The 18,894-nt window shown below is 70.1% G+C and carries 12 protein-coding genes; 2 read left to right on the top strand and 10 right to left on the bottom strand.

Annotation, left to right across the window (positions count from 1 at the left end; translation table 11 throughout):
• The first annotated feature begins 57 nt into the window (after positions 1-57).
• A complete protein-coding gene (locus tag DEA06_RS13670; RefSeq protein WP_116648568.1) occupies positions 58-2,595 on the top strand; it encodes a rhomboid family intramembrane serine protease in 2,538 nt (845 codons plus the stop codon).
• A gap of 183 nt (positions 2,596-2,778) precedes the next feature.
• Here DEA06_RS13670 and DEA06_RS13665 read toward each other — a convergent pair whose 3' ends face one another.
• The 6 genes from DEA06_RS13665 to DEA06_RS13640 all read right to left on the bottom strand — a co-directional run bounded on the left by DEA06_RS13665 (position 2,779) and on the right by DEA06_RS13640 (position 10,284).
• Entirely contained in the window at positions 2,779-4,086 is a 1,308-nt protein-coding gene (locus DEA06_RS13665; RefSeq protein WP_116648567.1) for an alpha/beta hydrolase-fold protein, read from the bottom strand.
• A 215-nt stretch (positions 4,087-4,301) separates the two neighbouring features.
• Positions 4,302-5,138 (bottom strand): alpha/beta hydrolase, encoded by an 837-nt coding sequence (locus DEA06_RS13660; protein WP_116648674.1) that lies wholly within the window; start codon positions 5,136-5,138, stop codon positions 4,302-4,304.
• 165 nt (positions 5,139-5,303) lie between these two features.
• A complete protein-coding gene (locus DEA06_RS13655) occupies positions 5,304-6,854 on the bottom strand; it encodes a GMC family oxidoreductase (protein ID WP_240606959.1) in 1,551 nt (516 codons plus the stop codon).
• Positions 6,851-7,906 (bottom strand): hypothetical protein, encoded by a 1,056-nt coding sequence (locus DEA06_RS13650; RefSeq protein WP_116648566.1) that lies wholly within the window; start codon positions 7,904-7,906, stop codon positions 6,851-6,853. Before DEA06_RS13650 ends, DEA06_RS13655 begins: the two co-directional genes overlap by 4 nt.
• Before the next feature lie 175 nt (positions 7,907-8,081).
• Positions 8,082-8,975: an SDR family oxidoreductase gene (locus DEA06_RS13645; protein ID WP_116648565.1), complete on the bottom strand. Its 894-nt coding sequence runs from the start codon at positions 8,973-8,975 to the stop codon at positions 8,082-8,084.
• Between the two features lie 523 nt (positions 8,976-9,498).
• Complete coding sequence (locus DEA06_RS13640; protein WP_116648564.1) at positions 9,499-10,284, bottom strand: hypothetical protein; 786 nt, start codon at positions 10,282-10,284, stop codon at positions 9,499-9,501.
• A gap of 127 nt (positions 10,285-10,411) precedes the next feature.
• On the opposite strand from DEA06_RS13640, the gene DEA06_RS13635 reads away from it, so the two are divergent.
• Positions 10,412-11,125 carry a TetR/AcrR family transcriptional regulator C-terminal domain-containing protein gene (locus tag DEA06_RS13635; protein ID WP_116648563.1) on the top strand — a complete coding sequence of 238 codons (714 nt, stop codon included), beginning with the start codon at positions 10,412-10,414 and terminating at the stop codon, positions 11,123-11,125.
• Positions 11,126-11,191: 66 nt separating this feature from the next.
• Here DEA06_RS13635 and DEA06_RS13630 read toward each other — a convergent pair whose 3' ends face one another.
• From DEA06_RS13630 to DEA06_RS13615, 4 genes are all read right to left on the bottom strand, one after another.
• Entirely contained in the window at positions 11,192-16,297 is a 5,106-nt protein-coding gene (locus tag DEA06_RS13630) for an isopeptide-forming domain-containing fimbrial protein (RefSeq protein WP_240606958.1), read from the bottom strand.
• Positions 16,298-16,639: 342 nt separating this feature from the next.
• A complete protein-coding gene (locus tag DEA06_RS13625; RefSeq protein ID WP_116648562.1) occupies positions 16,640-17,080 on the bottom strand; it encodes a BLUF domain-containing protein in 441 nt (146 codons plus the stop codon).
• On the bottom strand, positions 17,077-17,313 hold the full coding sequence (locus tag DEA06_RS13620) for a hypothetical protein (RefSeq protein ID WP_240606957.1): 237 nt from the start codon (positions 17,311-17,313) through the stop codon (positions 17,077-17,079). The genes DEA06_RS13625 and DEA06_RS13620 overlap by 4 nt, the downstream gene beginning before the upstream one ends.
• Before the next feature lie 172 nt (positions 17,314-17,485).
• Positions 17,486-18,679 (bottom strand): hypothetical protein, encoded by a 1,194-nt coding sequence (locus DEA06_RS13615; RefSeq protein ID WP_116648561.1) that lies wholly within the window; start codon positions 18,677-18,679, stop codon positions 17,486-17,488.
• Between the last annotated feature and the right edge of the window lie 215 nt (positions 18,680-18,894).

The raw sequence follows: 18,894 nt of genomic DNA, 5'->3' as shown, positions 1-18,894 counted from the left end.
CCATAGGGACCGCCGATAGAGTCACGGCGGCAGGAACGGTGACGAAAGGAATGTCGGATGCTGCGCACGCCGACGATGAATGCGAATCAGGCCGGAGTGCTCGTGCTCCGATGGTGCCGAGCGCGACCCGTGACGTTGCTGATCACGGCGGCGATCGTGGTGCTCAGTCTCACCGGTTTCATCCTGACCCCCTCGGGGTGGGGGTGGCAGGTCCTCAACGCGGAGGAACCCGGGGTCGTCTTCCAGCGCCACTGGTGGGGAACCGTGACATCGCTGTTCGCCGTCGCCGACATCGCCGCGCTGATCGCGATCGTCCCGGTGCTCCTGATCGTGCTGGGTGCCGCAGAGAAGACGATGGGAAGCATCCGCACTCTCGTCGCCTACGTCGTGGGCGGGGTGGCCGCGTCGTTCCTGGGGTTGGGGGTCGGCGTCGTCGAAGACCGGTACCTCGGCTTCCTCCCGTTGAACACCCCCGCCGTCGACACCCTCTCGCCCCTGGCCGCGGTGATCTGCACGGCGATGGCGGCGAGTTCGTTCGCCGGTGCCCTGTGGCGGCGGCGCACGCGCCTGCTGGCCTCGCTCACGGCGGTCACGCTGTTCCTTTACGAGGGTGCCGCGAACGACCTGTTCTCGATCCTCGCCCTGCCCATCGGACTCGGGCTCGGCTTCGCCCTCGGCGGGCGCCGGTCCGGCTTCCGGATCGTGCGGAGTTCGCACCACGAGACGCGGGTGCTGTTGGCGGCGCTGACGTTCGTGACCTCCGTCGGCCCGGTGATCGCCACGTTCTCTGAGACCGGCGCCGGCCTGCTGTCGATCTACGGCTTCCTCTCCGACGACCCGGTGACCCTCATCGACGGTCAGACGTGCGCCTACGGGTCGACGGCCGCGCCGTGCCCTGACACGTACGACGTGTTCCGCGAGCTGCAACCCGCGTCGGGGTTCATCGCGCTCCTGCCGATCCTCGTCGCCGTGCTGGCTGCCTGGGGCATCCTGAAGGGGCGCCGTGCCGCGCTCTGGATCGCCGTGGTGTTCAACGGCATCGTGTTCGCGGGCATGCTCTACGTCTTCTCGGTCATCCAGCCCGAGACGGTGGCGGCGATCGCGCAACTGCGCGACACCGAATCGCAGCAGTACGTGGCGCAGACGCTCTCGAGCAGCCTCATCGGTGCGCTCGTGCCGTTGATCGTGGCGATCGTGCTCGTCGTGTTCCGCCGCGACGTGCGGGCGTCGTCGACTCCCGCAGCGCTGCGCACCTTCGGTGTCACCGTCGGTGTCGCGGCCGCCGCCAACCTGCTGCTGGCGTTCGTGGGCGGCCTGGCCGCTGCCGACGGGTACACGCCGAACCTCGACGTCGGCAAGGTGCTCGTGGGGCTGCCGCTGCGGCTGCTGCCGCCGACGCTGCTGCCCTCCGACATCCTCACGTTCGTGCCCTCGAGCGGGTGGGCGCAAGCCTTCTGGTACCTCCCGCCATTGCTGTTCTGGCTGGCGGCGGCCATCGCGACAGCGCGGCTCGTGCTCGATCCGGGTACGGTCAGCGGCGCGTCCGATCGCTCGCGCGCCCGCCTGACGCTGGAACGAGGAGGCGGCGACACCCTGTCGTTCATGACCACGTGGGAGGGGAACGCCTACTGGTTCTCGCCCGACATCGATGCGGCGATCGCCTACCGGGTGCACGGCTCGGTGGCGCTGACCCTCGGCGGGGCGTTCGGCCCCGATGCGCGCCGGCCCGAGGTGGTGACCGGGTTCGTGGAGTTCTGCGGCGACAACGGGTGGACGCCCGTCTTCTACAGCGTCGAGGAGGGCGACGACTCGCCCTACGCCCACCTCGGATGGCAGCGCATGCCGGTCGCCGAAGAGGCGCTGCTCGACCCGGCGACCTGGAACACCGCGGGCAAGAAGCGGCAAGACATCCGCACCGCGACGAACCGCGCCGCCCGTGAGGGCGTCACCGCGACCTGGACGAGCTGGCACGACCTGACGATCGCCGAGCACGCCCAGATCCGCGAGATCTCAGAGGCCTGGGTCGCCGACAAGAGCCTCCCCGAGATGGAGTTCACCCTCGGCGGGGTCGACCAGCTCAACGATCCCGCGGTGCGGCTGATGCTCGCCCGGAACGAAGAGGGCCGCATCCAGGCGGTCACGAGCTGGCTGCCCCTGTTCGACGGGGGCGCGGTCCGCGGCTACACCTTGGACTTCATGCGCCGGCGCGCCGACTCGATGAACGGCATCATGGAGTTCGTCATCGGCGCGGCCGCCGACCACATGAAGGCGGAGGGCCTCGAACGGCTCAGCCTCTCGGGGTCGCCGCTGGCATCGCGACCGGGAGACGACGGCGAGCGCGCGGCCATCACACGGGTGCTCGACCGGTTCGGCGAGCTGCTCGAGCCCGCCTACGGCTTCCGCTCACTGCTGAACTTCAAGCGAAAGTTCCAGCCCGAGTTCGTCACGCTCTGGGCGGTGTACCCCGAGGCCACCGTTCTTCCCGCGCTCGCGGTGGCCCTCGCCCGCTCCTATCTGCCGCACCTCACGCTCGCGCAGGCAGCGCGCATGGCCGGCACGCTGCGCGAGCCTCGCGAGGCCGTCTCCGCGAAATAGCCGCCGGTCCCTGAGCCCGCCGAAGGCCCCTGAGCCCGTCGAAGGCCCCTGCCCGTCGAAGGCCCCTGCCCGTCGAAGGTCCCTGAGCCCGTCGAAGGTCCCTGAGCCCGTCGAAGGTCCCTGAGCCCGCCGAAGGCCCCTGAGCCCGTCGAAGGTCCCTGAGCCTGTCGAAGGGCCGCCCACCTACCGGTTCAGGCCCCAGTGGTCGGCGATGAGCGGGAGCCCGACCGAGAACACGTAGCTCCACGCCGCCGCGTCGTGGGCGTTGCCCTCCGACTCGACGTACGTCGCCGTCATCCCCGCGGCCTGCGCGGCGGCGTACAGGGCCTTCACCCCGGGGAGGAACGCCGAGTCGGCGCTGCCCACGCCGAACACGGCGAACATGTCGGTGTACGGCGCCTTCGACGCCATGATCGCGGCGGGGTAGGCGGCGGCGTACCTCGCCGCGTCGCCCCCGAAGCCCTTCTCGATGGTCGTGGCGGGGTCTCCCAACGTGGGAAACTCCTCTCCCGAGGCGTCGAGGATCGCGCTGAAGAGCTCCGGATGCTGCGCGCCGAGCTGAATCGAACAGGTGCCGCCCTGTGACAGTCCCCCCACGCCCCACCCGCCGGGCGAGGGGAGTACGGGCAGGTGCGCGGTGATCCAGTTCGGCACGTCGACGGTGATGTACGTCGCCGAGTTGCCGAGCGGCGAGTCGACGCACATCGGATTCGCGTCGGAGTTGCCCAGCTGATCGGGTGAGACGACGATCGGGGCGAGCCCCTGGTGCGCCGCGGCGTAGGCGTCGAGCGTCTCGCGCAGGCGCCCGACGGTGAACACCTCGTCGGTCGAGCCCGGCTGCCCCGACATCATGATGAGCACCGGCAGCAGGGGCGCGTTCTCGGTCAACGCGGCGGGCGGCAGGTAGACGGTCGCGTCGCGCGCGGGGAAGCCCGACACCGTCGCGGGGATGACCACCGACGCCATGCTCCCCTGGACGGGCATGCCGGCCGGGGCGGTCCATTCGGCGATGGTCGGGCGATTGGTCGATCCGATGTGCAGATCGGGCAGCACGTCCCCGGCGTAGGCGCTCAGTCCGAGAGCGCTGCGGATCGTCGGGTACTTGCCGAACGCGATGTTGACCCCCATCCCCGCGGTGGCGACGAACAGCACGACAGCCAGCGGCACGGCCACGACCCGCTTCCAGCTCGCGCGCCAGAGCGAGGCGAGGGCGACGGCGGTCCCGGCGAAGGCCAGCGCGATCCATGAGCGCGACGCGAAGGTGAGATCGACGCCGAAAGCGTTCATCTGATCCGCGATCAGCCAGGTCAGCGCGGCGCCGATGAGGCCTCCGGCGAGGGCCGACCCGACGGCGGTCACGACCCAGGTGCCGCGTCTCCATCTCGTGCTCGGACGCACGAGCACGAAGAGAGCGGCGACGATGCCTGCGACGACGATGACGGCGATGACAGCCGGTCCGGAAAGGATGCCGATGTCGAGCAGTGCGTTCACGCGTACCTCGGTTCAGACGGATCTTCTAGCATGCTCTCCTCGGCTATGAGGTCGCTGAAACGCCGGCGTGGGCGTGTCGTCGATGCACGCTCCCGCCGTGCGCACCGTCGCGAGCGGAGGAGATCTCACGGGCGGAGGTGGGATCGCCGGCTCTCCGTCCTCCGCTCGCGAGATCTCCTCCACCGGTGAGGCACACACGGCGGCGAAGGAGCGACTCAGCGGTTGAGGAAGCTCAGGAGCGCGGTGTTGAACTGCTCGGCGTGGCTGACGTTGAGGCCGTGGGGCGCGCCCTCGACGACGACGAGTTCGCTGCCGACGATCGCCTCGTGGGTGCGCTTTCCCGAGCCCTCGAAGGGCACGGTGCCGTCGCTGTCGCCGTGGATGACGAGCGCCGGCACGGTGACGTGGGGCAGATCGTCACGGAAGTCGGTGGTGGCGAACGCTTCCATCGACTTCAGCGCCGCGTGGTGGTCGGCCTGGTTGGCGAGCCGCTCGGCGTCGGCCTGCTGCGCGTCGCTCACCCTCAGCGTGCCGTCGACCGAGAAGAAGGCGGTCGTGAACTGGTGGTAGAAGCTCTTCTCATCCTCGCGCAGCCCCTTCTCCATGCCGGCGGCGGTCTCGTCGTCGAGAGGACCCTCGGGGTTGTCGGCGCTCTTCTTCAGGTACGGCGGCACGGCGGCGGCGAACACGACGCTCTTCACGCGATCGGTACCGTGCTTCGTGACGTAGCGGGCGACTTCGCCGCCGCCCATCGAGAAGCCCACGAGCGTGACGTCGCGCAGGTCGAGGGCCGCCAGGACGGCCGCGAGGTCATCGGCGAACGTGTCGTAGTCGTAGCCGGTGCGGGGCTTGTCGCTGCGCCCGAAGCCGCGGCGGTCGTACGTGATGACGCGGTAGCCGGCCTTCTCGAGGGCCGGAACCTGCTCCGACCACGACTCACCCGAGAGGGGCCAGCCGTGGATCAGCACGACCGGGCGACCCGATCCGCCGGTGTCGTCGACGTGCAGGTTGATGTCGGTCAGCAGTCCGTGGTGTGCGGTGATCTCTGTCATGCCCGACATGGTGCGCCGCGAACCTTGCCTCGAGCCGAGCGTTGACGAATTGCGGACGACCGGGTACATGCGACGGATGCTACGTCCCGGGGCGCGCCGGACGCTTCGACAGGCTCAGCGGCCGGCCTGGAGGCGGTCCCTGAGCTCGTCGAAGGGTCCGCGGGCCTAGTCGGCGGACGCCAGCATCCGGTCTGCGGTGCGCAGCGACATCGCCATGATGGTCGGCGCCGGGTTCGCGGCCAGGGAGCTCGGGAAGACCGAGTTGTCGCTGATCCAGAGGTTCGGGATGTCGTGCGACCGACCGTCGGCATCGACCACGCCGTCGCCCGGGTCGCTCGACATGCGGCACGTGCCCACGGTGTGCGCGGTACGGGTCAGCACGATGGTCTCGCTCGCCCCAGCGGCGCGCATGATGCTCTCCATCGTGCGGGTGGCGTGAGCATCGAGCGCTTTCTCGTTCGCACCGGCGGTGAAGTCGATTCGTGCGCGCGGGATGCCCCACTCGTCGAGTTCGTCGACGAGTTCGAGCCGGTTGTCCTCCGTCGGCAGGCACTCCCCGTTCATGCCGATGCCGGCGTAGAAGCGCGCATCGAGGGCCCGTTCGACGAGCTCACGGCCCCACATCCCACCCCCGCGCGCGAGGGTGGTCGCGTACGTGAGCGGCATGACTCCGAGGCTCTGCAGAAGGTAGCCGCCGGCGAAATCGGCATCCGCGGGTCTCAGCATGTCTTCGCTGATGAGCGACGACGGGTAACCGCGGTACGCGCGCACGGCCTCGTCGAAACGCCCCCAGACCTGAGTCGCCCCGTGGGCGAGGAAGTTTCGCCCGACCTGGCCGCTCGAATTCGCGAGCCCGGTGTGCAGCAGCAGGCGCGGGGTCTCGATTCCTCCCGCGGCGAGCACGAGGGCGCGGCAGCGCTGGCGCCGTTCGACGCCGTCTCGGCGGTAGACGACGGCTTCCACGTGACCACGAGCGTCGAGCTCGATGCCGTGCACCATCGACTCCGCGCGGATCTCGGCGCCGAGCGCGATCGCGGCGGGCAGGTACGTCGTCGCCATGGTGGCCTTCGCGCTGAATCGACAGCCCTGATGACACGCGCCGCACGACTGGCAGGAGCCGCGCTCACCGAGGTACGGCTGCAGCCGGGCGCGCGTGAGCACGGCGGCCGGGGCGTCGGCGGTGCGGATGCCGAGGGCGTCGGCTCCGCGCGCGACGATGTCGGCCGAGCCGTTGCGGGCCGGGGCCTTGTACGCGTAGGCGCGGTCGGAGTCCCACGGGTAGGGCACGGGCCCCGAGACGCCGATGTCTCCCTCGACGCGGACGACGTAGCGCAACAGCTCTTCCGGGTCGAGCGGCCAGTCGCGCCCCTCGCCCGTCTCGCTGCGCAGGCGCAGGTCGCGCCGGTCGGGGCGGGGCGCGAAGGCGCCCCAGTGCAGGGTCGAGCCGCCCACCCCGATGCCGCTGTTGTTCGCACCGAACGCGGTGGGGTCTGCTCCCCCGCTCAGCCGCTCCGACATCCAGTTGATGCGCACCGCCTCGGTCTCGTCGGTCGTGAAGTCATCGAGGTCGAAGTTGCGGCCCGCCTCGAAGGCGACCGCGCTCAGGCCGCGACGGGCCATTTCGGCGAGAAGCGGGGCGCCGCCGGCTCCCGTTCCGACGACGACGACGTCGACGATCTCGTCATCGGCGTAGGCGCGCATGTTCTCGAGGTTCACGCGTTCACCCCCGCCGGCTCCCACGCGTCTCGCGTTCCGCTCCCGAGTTCGCCGAACCCGCGCAGCGGCAGCACGGTGCCGCCCGTGGCGAACCCGTCGAATCCCGCCTTCGCCGCGGTGGCGGGGTGAGCGAGCCACTGCCGCACGAGATCGACCCGCACGTCTTCCAGCCAGGCTGCCAGCTGCGCGGCGGAGAACGGCCCGCCCGCCTCGAGCTCACCCTCGATCGCGGCGCGGAGGGTCTCCTCCCCCGCCCAGCGGTCGGCGAGCGCCGTGAGCCCGGTGCGGTAGGCCTCGGGGTCGGGCGGCAGCGCTGCGTTCCGCCACCCGTCGCCCTCGCCGCGCGAGAGCTGGGCATCGACGCGAGCGGCCAGGTCGATCGCCGGGCCGTCCTGCGGCACCACGAGGTCGGCGATCTCGCGCAGCAGCGTCAGCTGCGCCGCATCCATCACCCGCGGGGCGTACTCGACGTCGTCGGGCAGAGAGCGCCGAGACAGGATGCTGCGCACCTCGACATCGACGCGATCCGAGGCGATCAAGCGAGCCCATTCCTCGGGCACCGCCGGGGCCGGCGCGATCTCGCGCGCGACGAAGTCGGCGAGCTGCCCGGCCCGGGCTCGGGGGAAGGTGCGCGAGACCGCCCGCACATCTTCGGACACTCCTCGCTCGCGCGGGCTCCCGGTGCCCGTTTCGACCTCATCCACCCGGTTCGTCCGAGGTTGTGCGCCCGCGAGAACGCACGTCGGCAGGTCGAACACCTCGGCTCCGAGGTCGCCCTCGGGCTCCGCCAGCACCACCCCGACAAGCCCGAACACGGGCGCCTCGCCGCTGAGCAGCCGCTCCACGACCGCGGCGACGACCGCGGCCTCCGCTCCCGCACCGGCGACCACGAAGCGTCGGCCGTCATAGGACGCCAGCTGCGCGATGACGTGATCGAGATCTGCGCGTTCGACCGGGCGCACGTCGAGTTCGCCGTCGGTCGACCCCGCGCGCTCCGCGAAGCCCGGCAGGGCGCAGACGACGACGGGCGCACGCGTGTTCGAAACCACCATGACCTCAACACTCGGGCACCGCGCCAGTTTTCGGGGCGGCTTGCGTTCGGCCCCGGCATCCCTCTACGCGTCTCCCGCGCAGCATCCGCCGCCATCCCCTGAGATGCCAAGACACCCGGAGCGCGCGCCCCACCCATCCGGGTGTCGTGGCATCTCGACCGGCGATACGCGGGGACTACGGCGTGACCATGCCGCCGTTGACGTTGAGCGTCTCGCCCGAGACGTAGCTCGACTCGGCCGACGCGAGGAACACGAACGCGGGTGCGATCTCGGCGGGCTGCCCGGCGCGCTGGTAGGTGCTCTCGTCGTCGAAGGCCTTCATCTGCTCGTCCGAGACGCCGCCGCTGACCTGCAGAGCCGACCAGGTCGGGCCGGGCGCGACGATGTTCACGCGGATGCCGCGGGGTGCCAGTTGCTGCGCGAGACCCTTCGACAGGTTGTTCACGGCGGCCTTGGTCGCCGCGTAGTCGAGCCGGTCGGGCGCGGGCTTGTACGCCTCCAGCGACGCGGTGTTGATGATGCTCGCACCGGCCGGCAGGTGCGCGAGCGCGGCCTTGGTGATCCAGAAGTTGGCGAACACGTTCGTGCGGAAGGTCTCTTCGAACTGCTCGTCGCTGAGGTCTTCCACGCGGTCGACGGCCACCTGCTTGCCGGCATTATTCACGAGGATGTCGAGTCCGCCGAGCGCTTCGACGGCCTCGGCGACGAGCGCACGGCAGGCCGCCGCATCCGAGATGTCGGTTGCGATCGACACGCCGGTGCGTCCGGCCTCGCGCACGAGCTCGAGCACGTGGTCGGCGTCGGCCTGCTCGTCGGGCAGGTGCACGATCGCGACGTCGGCGCCCTCGCGCGCGAACGCGATCGCCACGGCACCGCCGATGCCGGAGTCGCCGCCCGTGATGAGGGCCTTCCGGCCGGTGAGGCGACCGCTTCCGCGGTACGACGTCTCGCCGAGGTCGGGCACGGGGGTCATCTCGCCCTGCACGCCCGGCTCGCTCTGGTGCTGCACGGGCGGCTCGACGCGGGCGTAGCGGGTGACGGGGTTGTCGAAGGTGTACTGATCAGCCATGCCCGGAACGTTAGGCGCTCACCCCGCCCACCGGCACCACCCTTGCGCTCAGCGGCGCGTGGTGCCAGTGGGCGGGGTCTGGCCGGCGTTCTTCGCCTGGCGCGAGCGCCAGAGCTTGCGCGCGATCGGGTACAGCACGGGGGCGAAGCGGAGCAGGAAGCGGAACATGCGTGACTCATCTCTCGGGGGAAGCCCTCACCGTAGGTCGCGACGATCCGGGTGACCCCGGGCTTGCGCTCGACCCTTCCCCGGCGTATGCCGCGAGACCGGATGCTGCGCAGCCGCGGCCGCCACGCCGCATCCGCCCCCGGCGTTCCCGGCACAGGAGAAGGCGCGCAGGCAGGATGCTGCGCCGCGCATCGTCCTACGCCGGCGCCTCCTCCTACGCCCGCCCCGCCCCGAGACGCCGAAGGGCCGACCCCGCACGGCGGCAGGATCGGCCCGAACGTGGTGACGTGTCAGCCGCGCACAGAGGGGCCGACCCCGCCAGGACGGCGAGGTCGGCCCCTCTGCGGTTTCTGCCTCAGACGCGCGGCAGCTGCGGGGGCTGCGGCGGACGCTGGGGCTGGCTGCGGGTGGCAGCCTGCGCCTGGTGTGCGGCCTGCGAGGCCTGGTCGGCGACCGAGGGAGCCTTCTGCGCTTCCTGCTGGATCTTCGGCGCTTCTTCTTCCGCCTTGGTCAGCAGAGCTTCCCATCGCTGCTGCATGGGCTTGATGAGGCCTCCACCCGCGCCGACGATGATGACTCCGGCGATGATCGCGAGAACCGCGATGAGAATCGGCGTCGTGACGGTCGTGGCCACCTCGACCTGGTTCAGCGCGGCAGTGATGCCGAGGAACAGGATGAAGATCGCGACGATGTTGCCGAGGATCTTTCCGTACGACAGCCCACCGAGGGTGTTCTGGATGAGCGCCTTGGCACCGGCCGCGATGGCCGCGGCGATCACGACGATGATGATCGCGACGATGATCTTCGGCAGGAAGGCGATGATTCCCTCGAGGAGGTCGCTGACCGGGTTGGGCCCGAAGACTCCGAAGGCGAACTGCAACACGAACAGCACGAGCGCGTAGTAGACGATCTTGGCGACGATGTCGGAGGCGTCGAGCTTCGACTTCGCGAGGGCCTTCTTGATGCCGCCGCGTTCGACGAGCCGGTCGAATCCGACCTTCTCCAGCAGTTTCTCGAGGCCCTTGGAGATCAGCTTCGCGACGACGAGGCCGACGACGAGGATGAGCAGGAACAGCAGAGCCAGCGGCACGAACGCGATGACGGCCGCAAGCCCCCCTTCCAGCGCTTGAGGAAAGTTCATGATTGTCCCTTCAGGACGAAGATGCGAAAACTTACAGCGTAAGTCTCTCCCTTCGGCGGATAGCCCACTCTCGGTAGACAGCGGTGCGCAAACGCGATAATGGGACGACCGCGAAGGAGGCGACTCGGTGGCACGTCAGACGAAGAAGCCGGGGCGCCCCTCGGAGCCGAAGCTGCGTCGCGACCTGATCCTCGCGACCGCGCTGGGCCAGATCGATCGCACGGGTGCCCAGGGGCTGTCGATGAGATCGCTCGCGCAAGAGCTCGGCGTCGAGGCGATGTCTCTTTATCGCTACGTGCACGGGCGGGAGGATCTGCTCGAGGGCGTCGTCGCGTTGCTGATGGCCGACCTCAGCGCGAACCTCGTCGGCGAGGTGACCGACCACTGGCAGGGGTTCTTGCAGACGGTCGCGCACCAGGTGCGCCGCATCGCGATCGAGCACCCGATGGCGTTTCCCCTCGTCGCCACCCGCCACCCCGCGGCCCCCTGGCTGCGCCCGCCGCTGCGCAGCGTCGAGATCGTGAACTCGTTCCTCAGCACGCTGATCGGGCACGGTTTCACCGACCAGCAGGCCGTCGACGCCTACCGATCGTTCAGCAGTTTCCTTCTCGGCCAGCTGCTTCTCGAATCGGCCGTACGCGGAGCCGAGACGGGACCCGTCGAAGAGCCGCTCGACGAGGGAGACGCGACGATTCCCGAGGGCGACGGCGAGATGAACCTGTCCCAGGCCCCGGAGGTGAGCCGACTGCGGGTGCTGCTCAGCGAAGACCGCAGCGACGAGGAGTTCGAGGTCTCGCTCGAGAACCTGCTCGACCGTCTGAGTCGAGACCTCTCGCAGTGACGCACCCACGCGAAACGGGGCCCATCGCGGTGATGAGCCCCGTTTCGCGGTGACGCCGCGTCGTCGTCAGTCGGCGGAGCGTCGGCGACGACGAACGACCAGCAGTGCCCCGCCGCCGAGAAGCAGCATCGCGCCGAGGGCGAAGACCCACGGGGCGATCTGCCCGCCGGTGACGGCGAGGGGCGTGAGCACGCGGTGCGCTGTCTCGCTCGCCGGAGGGGTGATCGTGACGCCGCCCGGGGGCGTGGCCGTAGCCACGGCGACGTTCTTCAGCGTCTGGCCGGCGGCGTCGGCCTTCACGGTGACCGAGTAGGTCACGGTGACGGTCTCGCCCTCCGCGAGCGATCCGGTCCATGCGAGCTGCGTGCCCGTGCGCACCGGGGCGGCGACCGTGCGGTCTCCGACCGTGGCCACGACGTCGTCGGTGAATGCGGCGTGCGACAGCACCTGCCCGAGGTCGTCGGTGATGACGACCTCGTCGAGCGCGGTCTCGCCGGTGTTCGTGCCGGTGAGGGTGTAGGTCACGACGCTACCGGTGGCGACGACCGCACCGGATCCCGGGTTCGACGACTTCTCGAACGCGAAACCGGGCGTGCCGACGGGGTGCTCGGTGCTCGTCGGAGGCGGCGTGATGACAACCCCTCCCGGGGGCACCGCGACGCCGTCGACCACGTTCGTGATCGTCGTGCCGCCCGCGTCGCCGTTCACCGTCACCGAGTAGCTGATCGTGACCCGCTCGCCGACGGCCAGCGGCCCGCGCCACGAGAGCGTGTCGCCGTCGACCGCGGGGGCCTCGACCGCCGATCCTCCCACCGATGCGACCGCGTCGTCGTTGTAGGCGGCGTTCGCACGCACGGCCGAGAGGTCATCGCTGATCACCACCGGGTCGAGCGCGGTCTCGCCGGTGTTGATGCCGGTCACCGTGTAGGTGATGACGCTGCCCGGGTCGACGCGGGTGCCCGACGCGGGGTCGGCGGTCTTGACGAGCGCGAAACCGGGTTCCTTGACCGGATGCTGCGTGGTCGCCGGCGGCGTCTCGATCGGCGGCACGCCGCCCGGAGGCGTGGCCGAGCCGGTCGCGATGTTCTCGAGCACCGCTCCCCCGGCGTCGGCATCGACCGTCACCGAGTAGGTGACCGTCACGGTCCGCCCCACGGCGAGCGCACCCGTCCACGACAGCCGTCCTTCGGCGACGGAGGGAGCCGTGCTCGCCGAGCCGTCGATGGTCGCGGTCGCATCGTCGTTGTACTCCGCGTGGTCGAGCACGCCCGACAGGTCGTCGACGATCGTCACCGGGTCGAGCGCGGTCTCACCCGTGTTGACGCCGGTCACCGTGTAGGTGATGACGCTGCCGGGGTCGACGGCGGTGCCGGTCGCGGGGTCGGCGCTCTTCGACACCGAGAACCCGGGCAGGTTCACGGGGGTCTTCGTCGTGCTGGGTGGCGGGGTGATCTCCTCGCCTCCGGGGGGCGTGGCCGTCGCGCGGGCCGAGTTCGCCAGAACGGTGCCCGCAGCATCCGGCCCCACCGTCACCGTGTAGCGGACGGTGACGGCCTGGCCGACCTCGAGAGAACCGGTCCACGTGAGCTCGTCGCCGGCGACCGCGGGCGCGACGGCGGGCTCTCCGTTGATCGTCGCGACGGCATCGTCGTTGTACGACGAGTGCGCGAGCACGCCCGAGAGGTCGTCGACGATGTCGACGGGATCGAGCGCCGTCTCACCGGTGTTGGTGCCCGTGAGGGTGTAGGTGAGCACCTGGCCGGGGTCGACCGCGGTACCGGATGCCGGGTCGACCGTCTTCGCGAACGTGAAGCCGGGCTGGTTGACCGGGTGCTCGGTGGTCACGGTCGGCGGCACGACCGGAACGCCGGGCGTCGTCGGACTGTCGGGGTCGCTCGGGTCTTCGGGCATGAGCGGGGTCGCTTCGCCCGACACCGAGTTGTCGATGAGTTCGCCGCCCGCGTCGGACGCAACGGTCACCGAGTAGGTGATCACCACGGCGGCGCCCGGTGCGAGCGTTCCGTTCCAGGTGAGGGTGTTGCCCGTCACCACTGCGTCGCCACGGTCGGCCGAGACGTCACCGTTGTAGGCCGCGTTCGCGAGCACGCCCGACAGGTCGTCGGTGAGGTCGACGGGCTCGAGCGTCGTGTCGCCCGTGTTCGTGCCGGTCACCGTGTAGCGGATCACGCTGCCGGGGTCGACGCGCGTGCCGCTGGCGGGGTCGGCCGACTTGGCGATCTCGAAACCGGGGTTCACGACCGGGTGCTCGGTGGTTGCCGGAGGCGGCGTGACGGGCTCACCCGGGGTGGTCGGGCTGTCGGGATCCGTCGGGTCTTCGGGAATGAGCGGCGTGCCCTCTCCCTCGACGGTGTTGCGCAGCAGCACGCCGGTCGCATCGTCGTTCACGGTCACCGTGTAGGTGATGACGACCTCGCCGCCGGGGGCGAGGGTGCCACGCCAGGTGAGCGTGTTCCCGTCTGCGAGAACCTCGCCGACCGTCGCCGAGACGTCGTCGTTGTACCGAGCGCTCTCCAGAACGGCCGACAGGTCGTCGCTGATCGACGCGGGCTCGAGCACGGTGTTGCCCGTGTTCGTGCCCGTCACGGTGTACGTGATCGTGTCGCCGGCCCGCGCGGCGGTGCCCGAGGCGGGGTCGGCCGACTTGACGATCTCGAAGCCGTTGTCGACGACGGGATGCTGCGTCTCGGCCGGCGGCGGAGTGAGGGGCGTGCCCGGGGTCGTCGGGCTCTCGGGGTCGGTCGGGTCGACGGGGATCCGCGGCGTGGCGTCACCGGTCACGGTGTTGCGCAGCAGCGCGGTGCGGACCCCCTCGTCCACCGTCACCGAGTAGGTGATGGTCACCGACGCACCCGGCGGGAGAGATCCGTTCCAGGTGAGCTCGTCGCCCGCGATGCTCGCGTTCCCGCGATCGGCCGCGACGTCGTCGTTGTAGCGGGTGTTGTCGAGCACCGCCGAGAGGTCGTCGGCGATCTCGACGGGGTCGAGCAGGGTGTCACCGGTGTTGGTCGCGACGATCGTGTAGGCGATCGTGTCGCCGGCCTCCACGGCCGTTCCCGAGGCCGGGTCGGCCGTCTTGCTGATCGTGAAGCCCGATCCGATGACCGGATGCTGCGTCGTGACCGTCGGCGGCACGATCGGCTCGCCGGGGATCGGCGGACCACTCGGGTCTTCCGGGTTCGGGGTGGTGGGGGTGCCCGATCCCGTGGCCGAGTTGTCGAGCACCTGGCCCGAGGCGTCGTCGGCGACGGTCGCGGAGTAGGTGATGGTGATGATGTCACCGGGCTGCAGCGCGCCGGTCCACGTCAGGTCGTCCTGTGCGACGGCGGCGGCGCCCGAGGTCACCTCGACACCGTTGATGGCGGTGACGATGTCGTCGTTGTACTCGGCGTGTGCGAAGACGCCCGACAGGTCGTCGGTGATCGTCGCGGGGTCGAGCACGGTGGCGCCCGTGTTCGTGCCGGTCACCGTGTATTCGATGGTCTGCCCGGGCTCGACGACGGTGCCGGATGCGGGGTCGGCGGTCTTGGCGATCTCGAAGCCGGCGACGGGGTTCTCTGTCGTCACGACGGGAGGGGTGACCGGCGGGAACGGACCGGGAGGGGTACCCGAGGCGGTCACGCTGTTGGCGATCTTCTCGCCCGCGACGCCCTCGTTGACGATGACCGAATAGGTGATCGTCACGATCTGGCCGGGTTCGAGCGCCCCGGTCCAGGCGAGGTCGTCGCCGGTGATCGTCGCGGCGTCGGTCGAGACGGGGGTGCCGTCGATCGCGGTCGCCACGTCGTCCTGGTACTCGGCGTGCGCTCGCACATCCGAGAGGTCGTCCGCGACGGTGACGGGGTCGAGCACCGTGTTGCCGGTGTTCTCCGCCTCTACCGTGTAGGTGATCTTCTGACCTGCGGCGACAGGCGTGCCGCCGGCCGGGTCGGAGGTCTTACGCAGCGCCATGTCGGGCGTCAGGCGGTCGTTGACGAACGTGCACACCACCTCGGTGCCGAGGTCGCCCGCGGGCTGCACGACCCGGTCGCCCGAGAGCACCGTGACGGGAAGCGTCGTGCCGTCGGAGTTCTGCTGCACACAGCTCAGCGACGATGCGTATCGGTCGAGATCCGTGGTGCCGGCGGCGGATTCGGACAGGGTGAAGGTGTCGCCCTGGTTGGTGAAGATGGGTCCGGCGTATTCGGCCTGCACGCCCGTCGCGGTGCCGGTGGTGGTGGTGCTCGTGCGCGGCACGAGATACCCGCTCGGCGCGTCGACGGTGAGGGCGAACTGGTCGGTGGGCGCGTGCCGTCCTCCCGGTAGGTCCTTCTTCAGCGTGAGCGTGTTCGGGAACGTGCAGCTCGCCATGTCGGTCGGCGCGAAGCTGCCGAGGCTGGTGGTGTTGACCGTCACGCCTCGCCCGAGATCGACCTCGATGATGCGATTGCCGCCCCCGCTGACCGAGACGAAGATGTGGCCCAGGTTGCCGAACGCGATGCCGTTGCCCTGGATCCCCGCGCCCATGTCGTGCACCTGCTTGGCACTGATCGTGGCCGTGCTCGGGGTGAGGGTGAGCGGCAGATCTGCGGAGTAGATGTAGCTGTCTGCGACGATGACGAGCTGGCCCGAGGCGCTGAACGCCATGTCGCCGTTCAGACCGAAGGCACCGCTGCCGGCCGAGGGGCGCAACGTACCGACCTGCACGAAGGTCTGCGGCGAGACGCTCTCGTTCCACGCGTAGATGTTGATGGCGTTGTCGATGGTGCCGCTGGCGAAGTAGTAGACGCCGGTGGCCGGGTGCACGGCGCCGCGCAGCACGGAGGAGTTCAGGGTGAAGTTCGTGCGCGTCGTCGTGTCGGTGGCGCGGTCGTGCTTCGCCAGGGTCTTGTTCGCCGAGGAGTTCGTCACGGTGTAGGCGTACCGGCCTCCCGCCGACACCCCGAGGCCGTTGTCGGAGTGACCGGAGCCGAAGCTCGTGCCGCCGAGGGTGCCGCCGTTCGTGGTGACATCGAACTCGCGCACCTCCGTCGAGCTCTGCACGAACACCGATCCGGGGGTGCAGGAGAACGGGTCGGCGGCGACGGCGGGCGCCGCCGTGACCGCTCCTGCGACGACGAGCGACGAGGCGACGACGGCGGCGCTGGCCAGCAGGCCGACGGCCTTCCTCCACACGCTGGGTCGCCGATCACCGGTCGAGCGGTGCGGATTCGCGAGGACGCGATGGCGCTTTTGGGCGCGACGAATTGACACGTGGCTACTCCCCAGATCGTCGACGAGGAGCACGCGGGCGCGCGAAATCGAGAATCGCCGCGCGACGTGGCCTCAGCCGGAGTGACTCAGCGCACGCCTCCGCGGTGTGCGCGTCTACTTCGGCTACCGTACCTGTTTACATGCGGTTCACGCAACGCGAACCCGGCGCAACCCTCTCGTCCGGCAATCTGCGCATCACCGGCGTAGGCGAAGACACGCAGGCAGGACGATCCTCCGCGAATCGTCCTACGTCGGCGCCATCTCCTACGCTCGCGACGCAGCGCGCACGCGAAACCAGAGGCTCAACTCACGCACGGCCCGCAGCGTGGCGGTGGCATCGTCGCCCACCTCGAGGTCGTCGAAGGTGTCGCGAAACGCCGGCGGCTTCTGTTCCCGTGGCTCCGAGATCGGCTCGTACCCCATCGTCCACGCGGCGAACTGGCGCTCGGTGATGGGCTCTTCGAACAGCATCCGCATCTTCGTGTGCCGCGGGTCGCGGCCGATTCTCTCGACCACCTCACGCACCGCCGACTCGGGGCCTTCGAGGACCTGCACGAACCGGCCGCCGCGGTACAGCAGCATCCCGGTGAGAGCGTGGCGCTCGTTGTTCGCTCGGCTTTGCCGAAGCAGGGCGAGCAGCCTTTCGTCGTCGAAAGGTTCGACGGCGCTGCTCGAGTAGAGGATCGACAGCAACCCTGCGGTCATCGCCGGCGCGACCGCTCGGAGGCCTCCACCTCGGTCAGGGCCTCCATCGCCGCCGTCAAATCGGCGAAGAGCCCCACCTCTCGGGAGTAGAGGTCGCACGCCAGCCAGCGGCCGTCGCGCTGCCGATCGATGTAGCCGAGGAATTCTCCGCCCCTGCTGCCGACGTGAAAGCCGTCCTCCACGCGCGCCCAGACGGCCCCCGCTTCGGGACGATCGACCTCCACCGTGTTCACTCGCTTCTCCGATGCTCGAGACCCTCCGCTGAGGAGTCGTTTCCGAACATAATCGCGACATCCGACACCGAACGGGGCATACCGATCGAACGGGAGTGTGTGCTACGGGGGTCACGAACGGATGCTGCGTCGGCAGCGCTGATCGAGTTCGAGCCCAGCGGGCGACTCCGCCTCAGCCCCGCTCGAGCCGCGCCAGCACGTGCTCGGGGGCCATGCCGTAGTTGTAGGCGTCGACGCGGTCGGCCCCGGCAGCGATTGCGGCGGCCTCCTTCTCGCGCCAGTGCGAGGCCGAGGTCGTGTCGGGGTGGCCGGGGCGCAGGATCACGCGCAGTTCGCACCCGCCGATCGCCGCCCGCACCGACGCGACGTCGTCGTGCAGTCGCGCAGGGTCTTGCGCGTATCCGAGCACGGCGTAGGCGTCCACCGCAGAGGCGACGGCTGCCGGATCGATCGCGAGCCGCCAGGCCTGGTCGGCGGCGGGCGCGCCCTGCGGGCGTCCGTCGTCGTAGCCGAGCACGGCCCCCGTCAGGTCCATGAACGCGAGCCGCTGCCCGCGGGAGCGCACGATGGCCGCGACCTCGCCGGCGAGTTCTGTCACCGCCCGCTCGCGGGCGGCGAGGAACCCGAGAAGGTCGTCTCCGATCGCGTCGACGAGGGCGTCTCGCGTGGCCGGGAGCGCCGCGGCACCCGCCCACGCCGCATCCACTCGCTCCCTGCAGCGCGCCGCGAGCGACGCGGTATCGACGTCGCCCGCACGGTCGATGCACGCCTCGCAGAAACAGAGGCTCATCAGGGTCTCGTCGCCCGCGCTCACCGGAGCGAAGCTGCGTTCGTGGTGGTGGCCGTGGCCGAAGGTCTGCTGGCTCAGGGCCTCCGCGACGACGTCGAGCCCGCGCGACGAGACGTCGTCGGCGAGCGCCCGCGCGTAGGCGCGGGCGAGGGGTGCCGCGGGGCAGAGGTTCGACAGGATCCGGTCGCCGAAGCAGTTCTCCGTCGCCGCAGACGGATGCTGCTCGCCGAGACCGGTGTTGTGCAGGAACACCGTCCACGACTCGACGGCGGGCCGGTCGGGCGCGGCGAGCAGCTCGGCCACCGCCGCCCTCTCTTGCGCGGACTGCACGGACGGTCGCATCGGCGAGTTCGCCCACTTCTCGCTGTCGGGTTCGAAGAACACTCCGTCGCGCCGATACCTCAGTCGCGGCCCCCTCGGATGGGGCAGCACGTCACGGGCCTGATGGTAGGCGAGAGCCACGGCGAGCGTGTCGAATCCGCCGGCCCGGGCGTCGTCGATCACGCGGGCGACACCGTCGTCGACGAGGTCGCTGGGAAAGGTGTAGAGGCTGGCGGAGCGGGTCTGCGGCGGCATCGTGCTGTCTCCTCGGCGTGTAAACGTTATGTTTCCGTACTTGACGGGTTGACCGGTCAAGTGCGAGTGTATGGCCACGCTCCACCCTCGCACCCACCCGACATCACCAACCCGAAGGGCAGCATGAACACCTTTACCGGCTCTTCGCAGTTGAGGGTGTAGTCGGGGTTAGCGCGCCGTCGGCCGGATAGGGTCGAGGTCTTCCAGGATGGAAG

It is taken from the genome of Microbacterium sp. Gd 4-13 (assembly GCF_003095395.1).
In the GTDB taxonomy this organism is placed as follows: Bacteria; Actinomycetota; Actinomycetes; order Actinomycetales; family Microbacteriaceae; genus Microbacterium.
The sequence above is the reverse complement of the archived record's forward strand: the minus strand, read 5'-3'. Positions and strand labels throughout refer to the sequence as shown.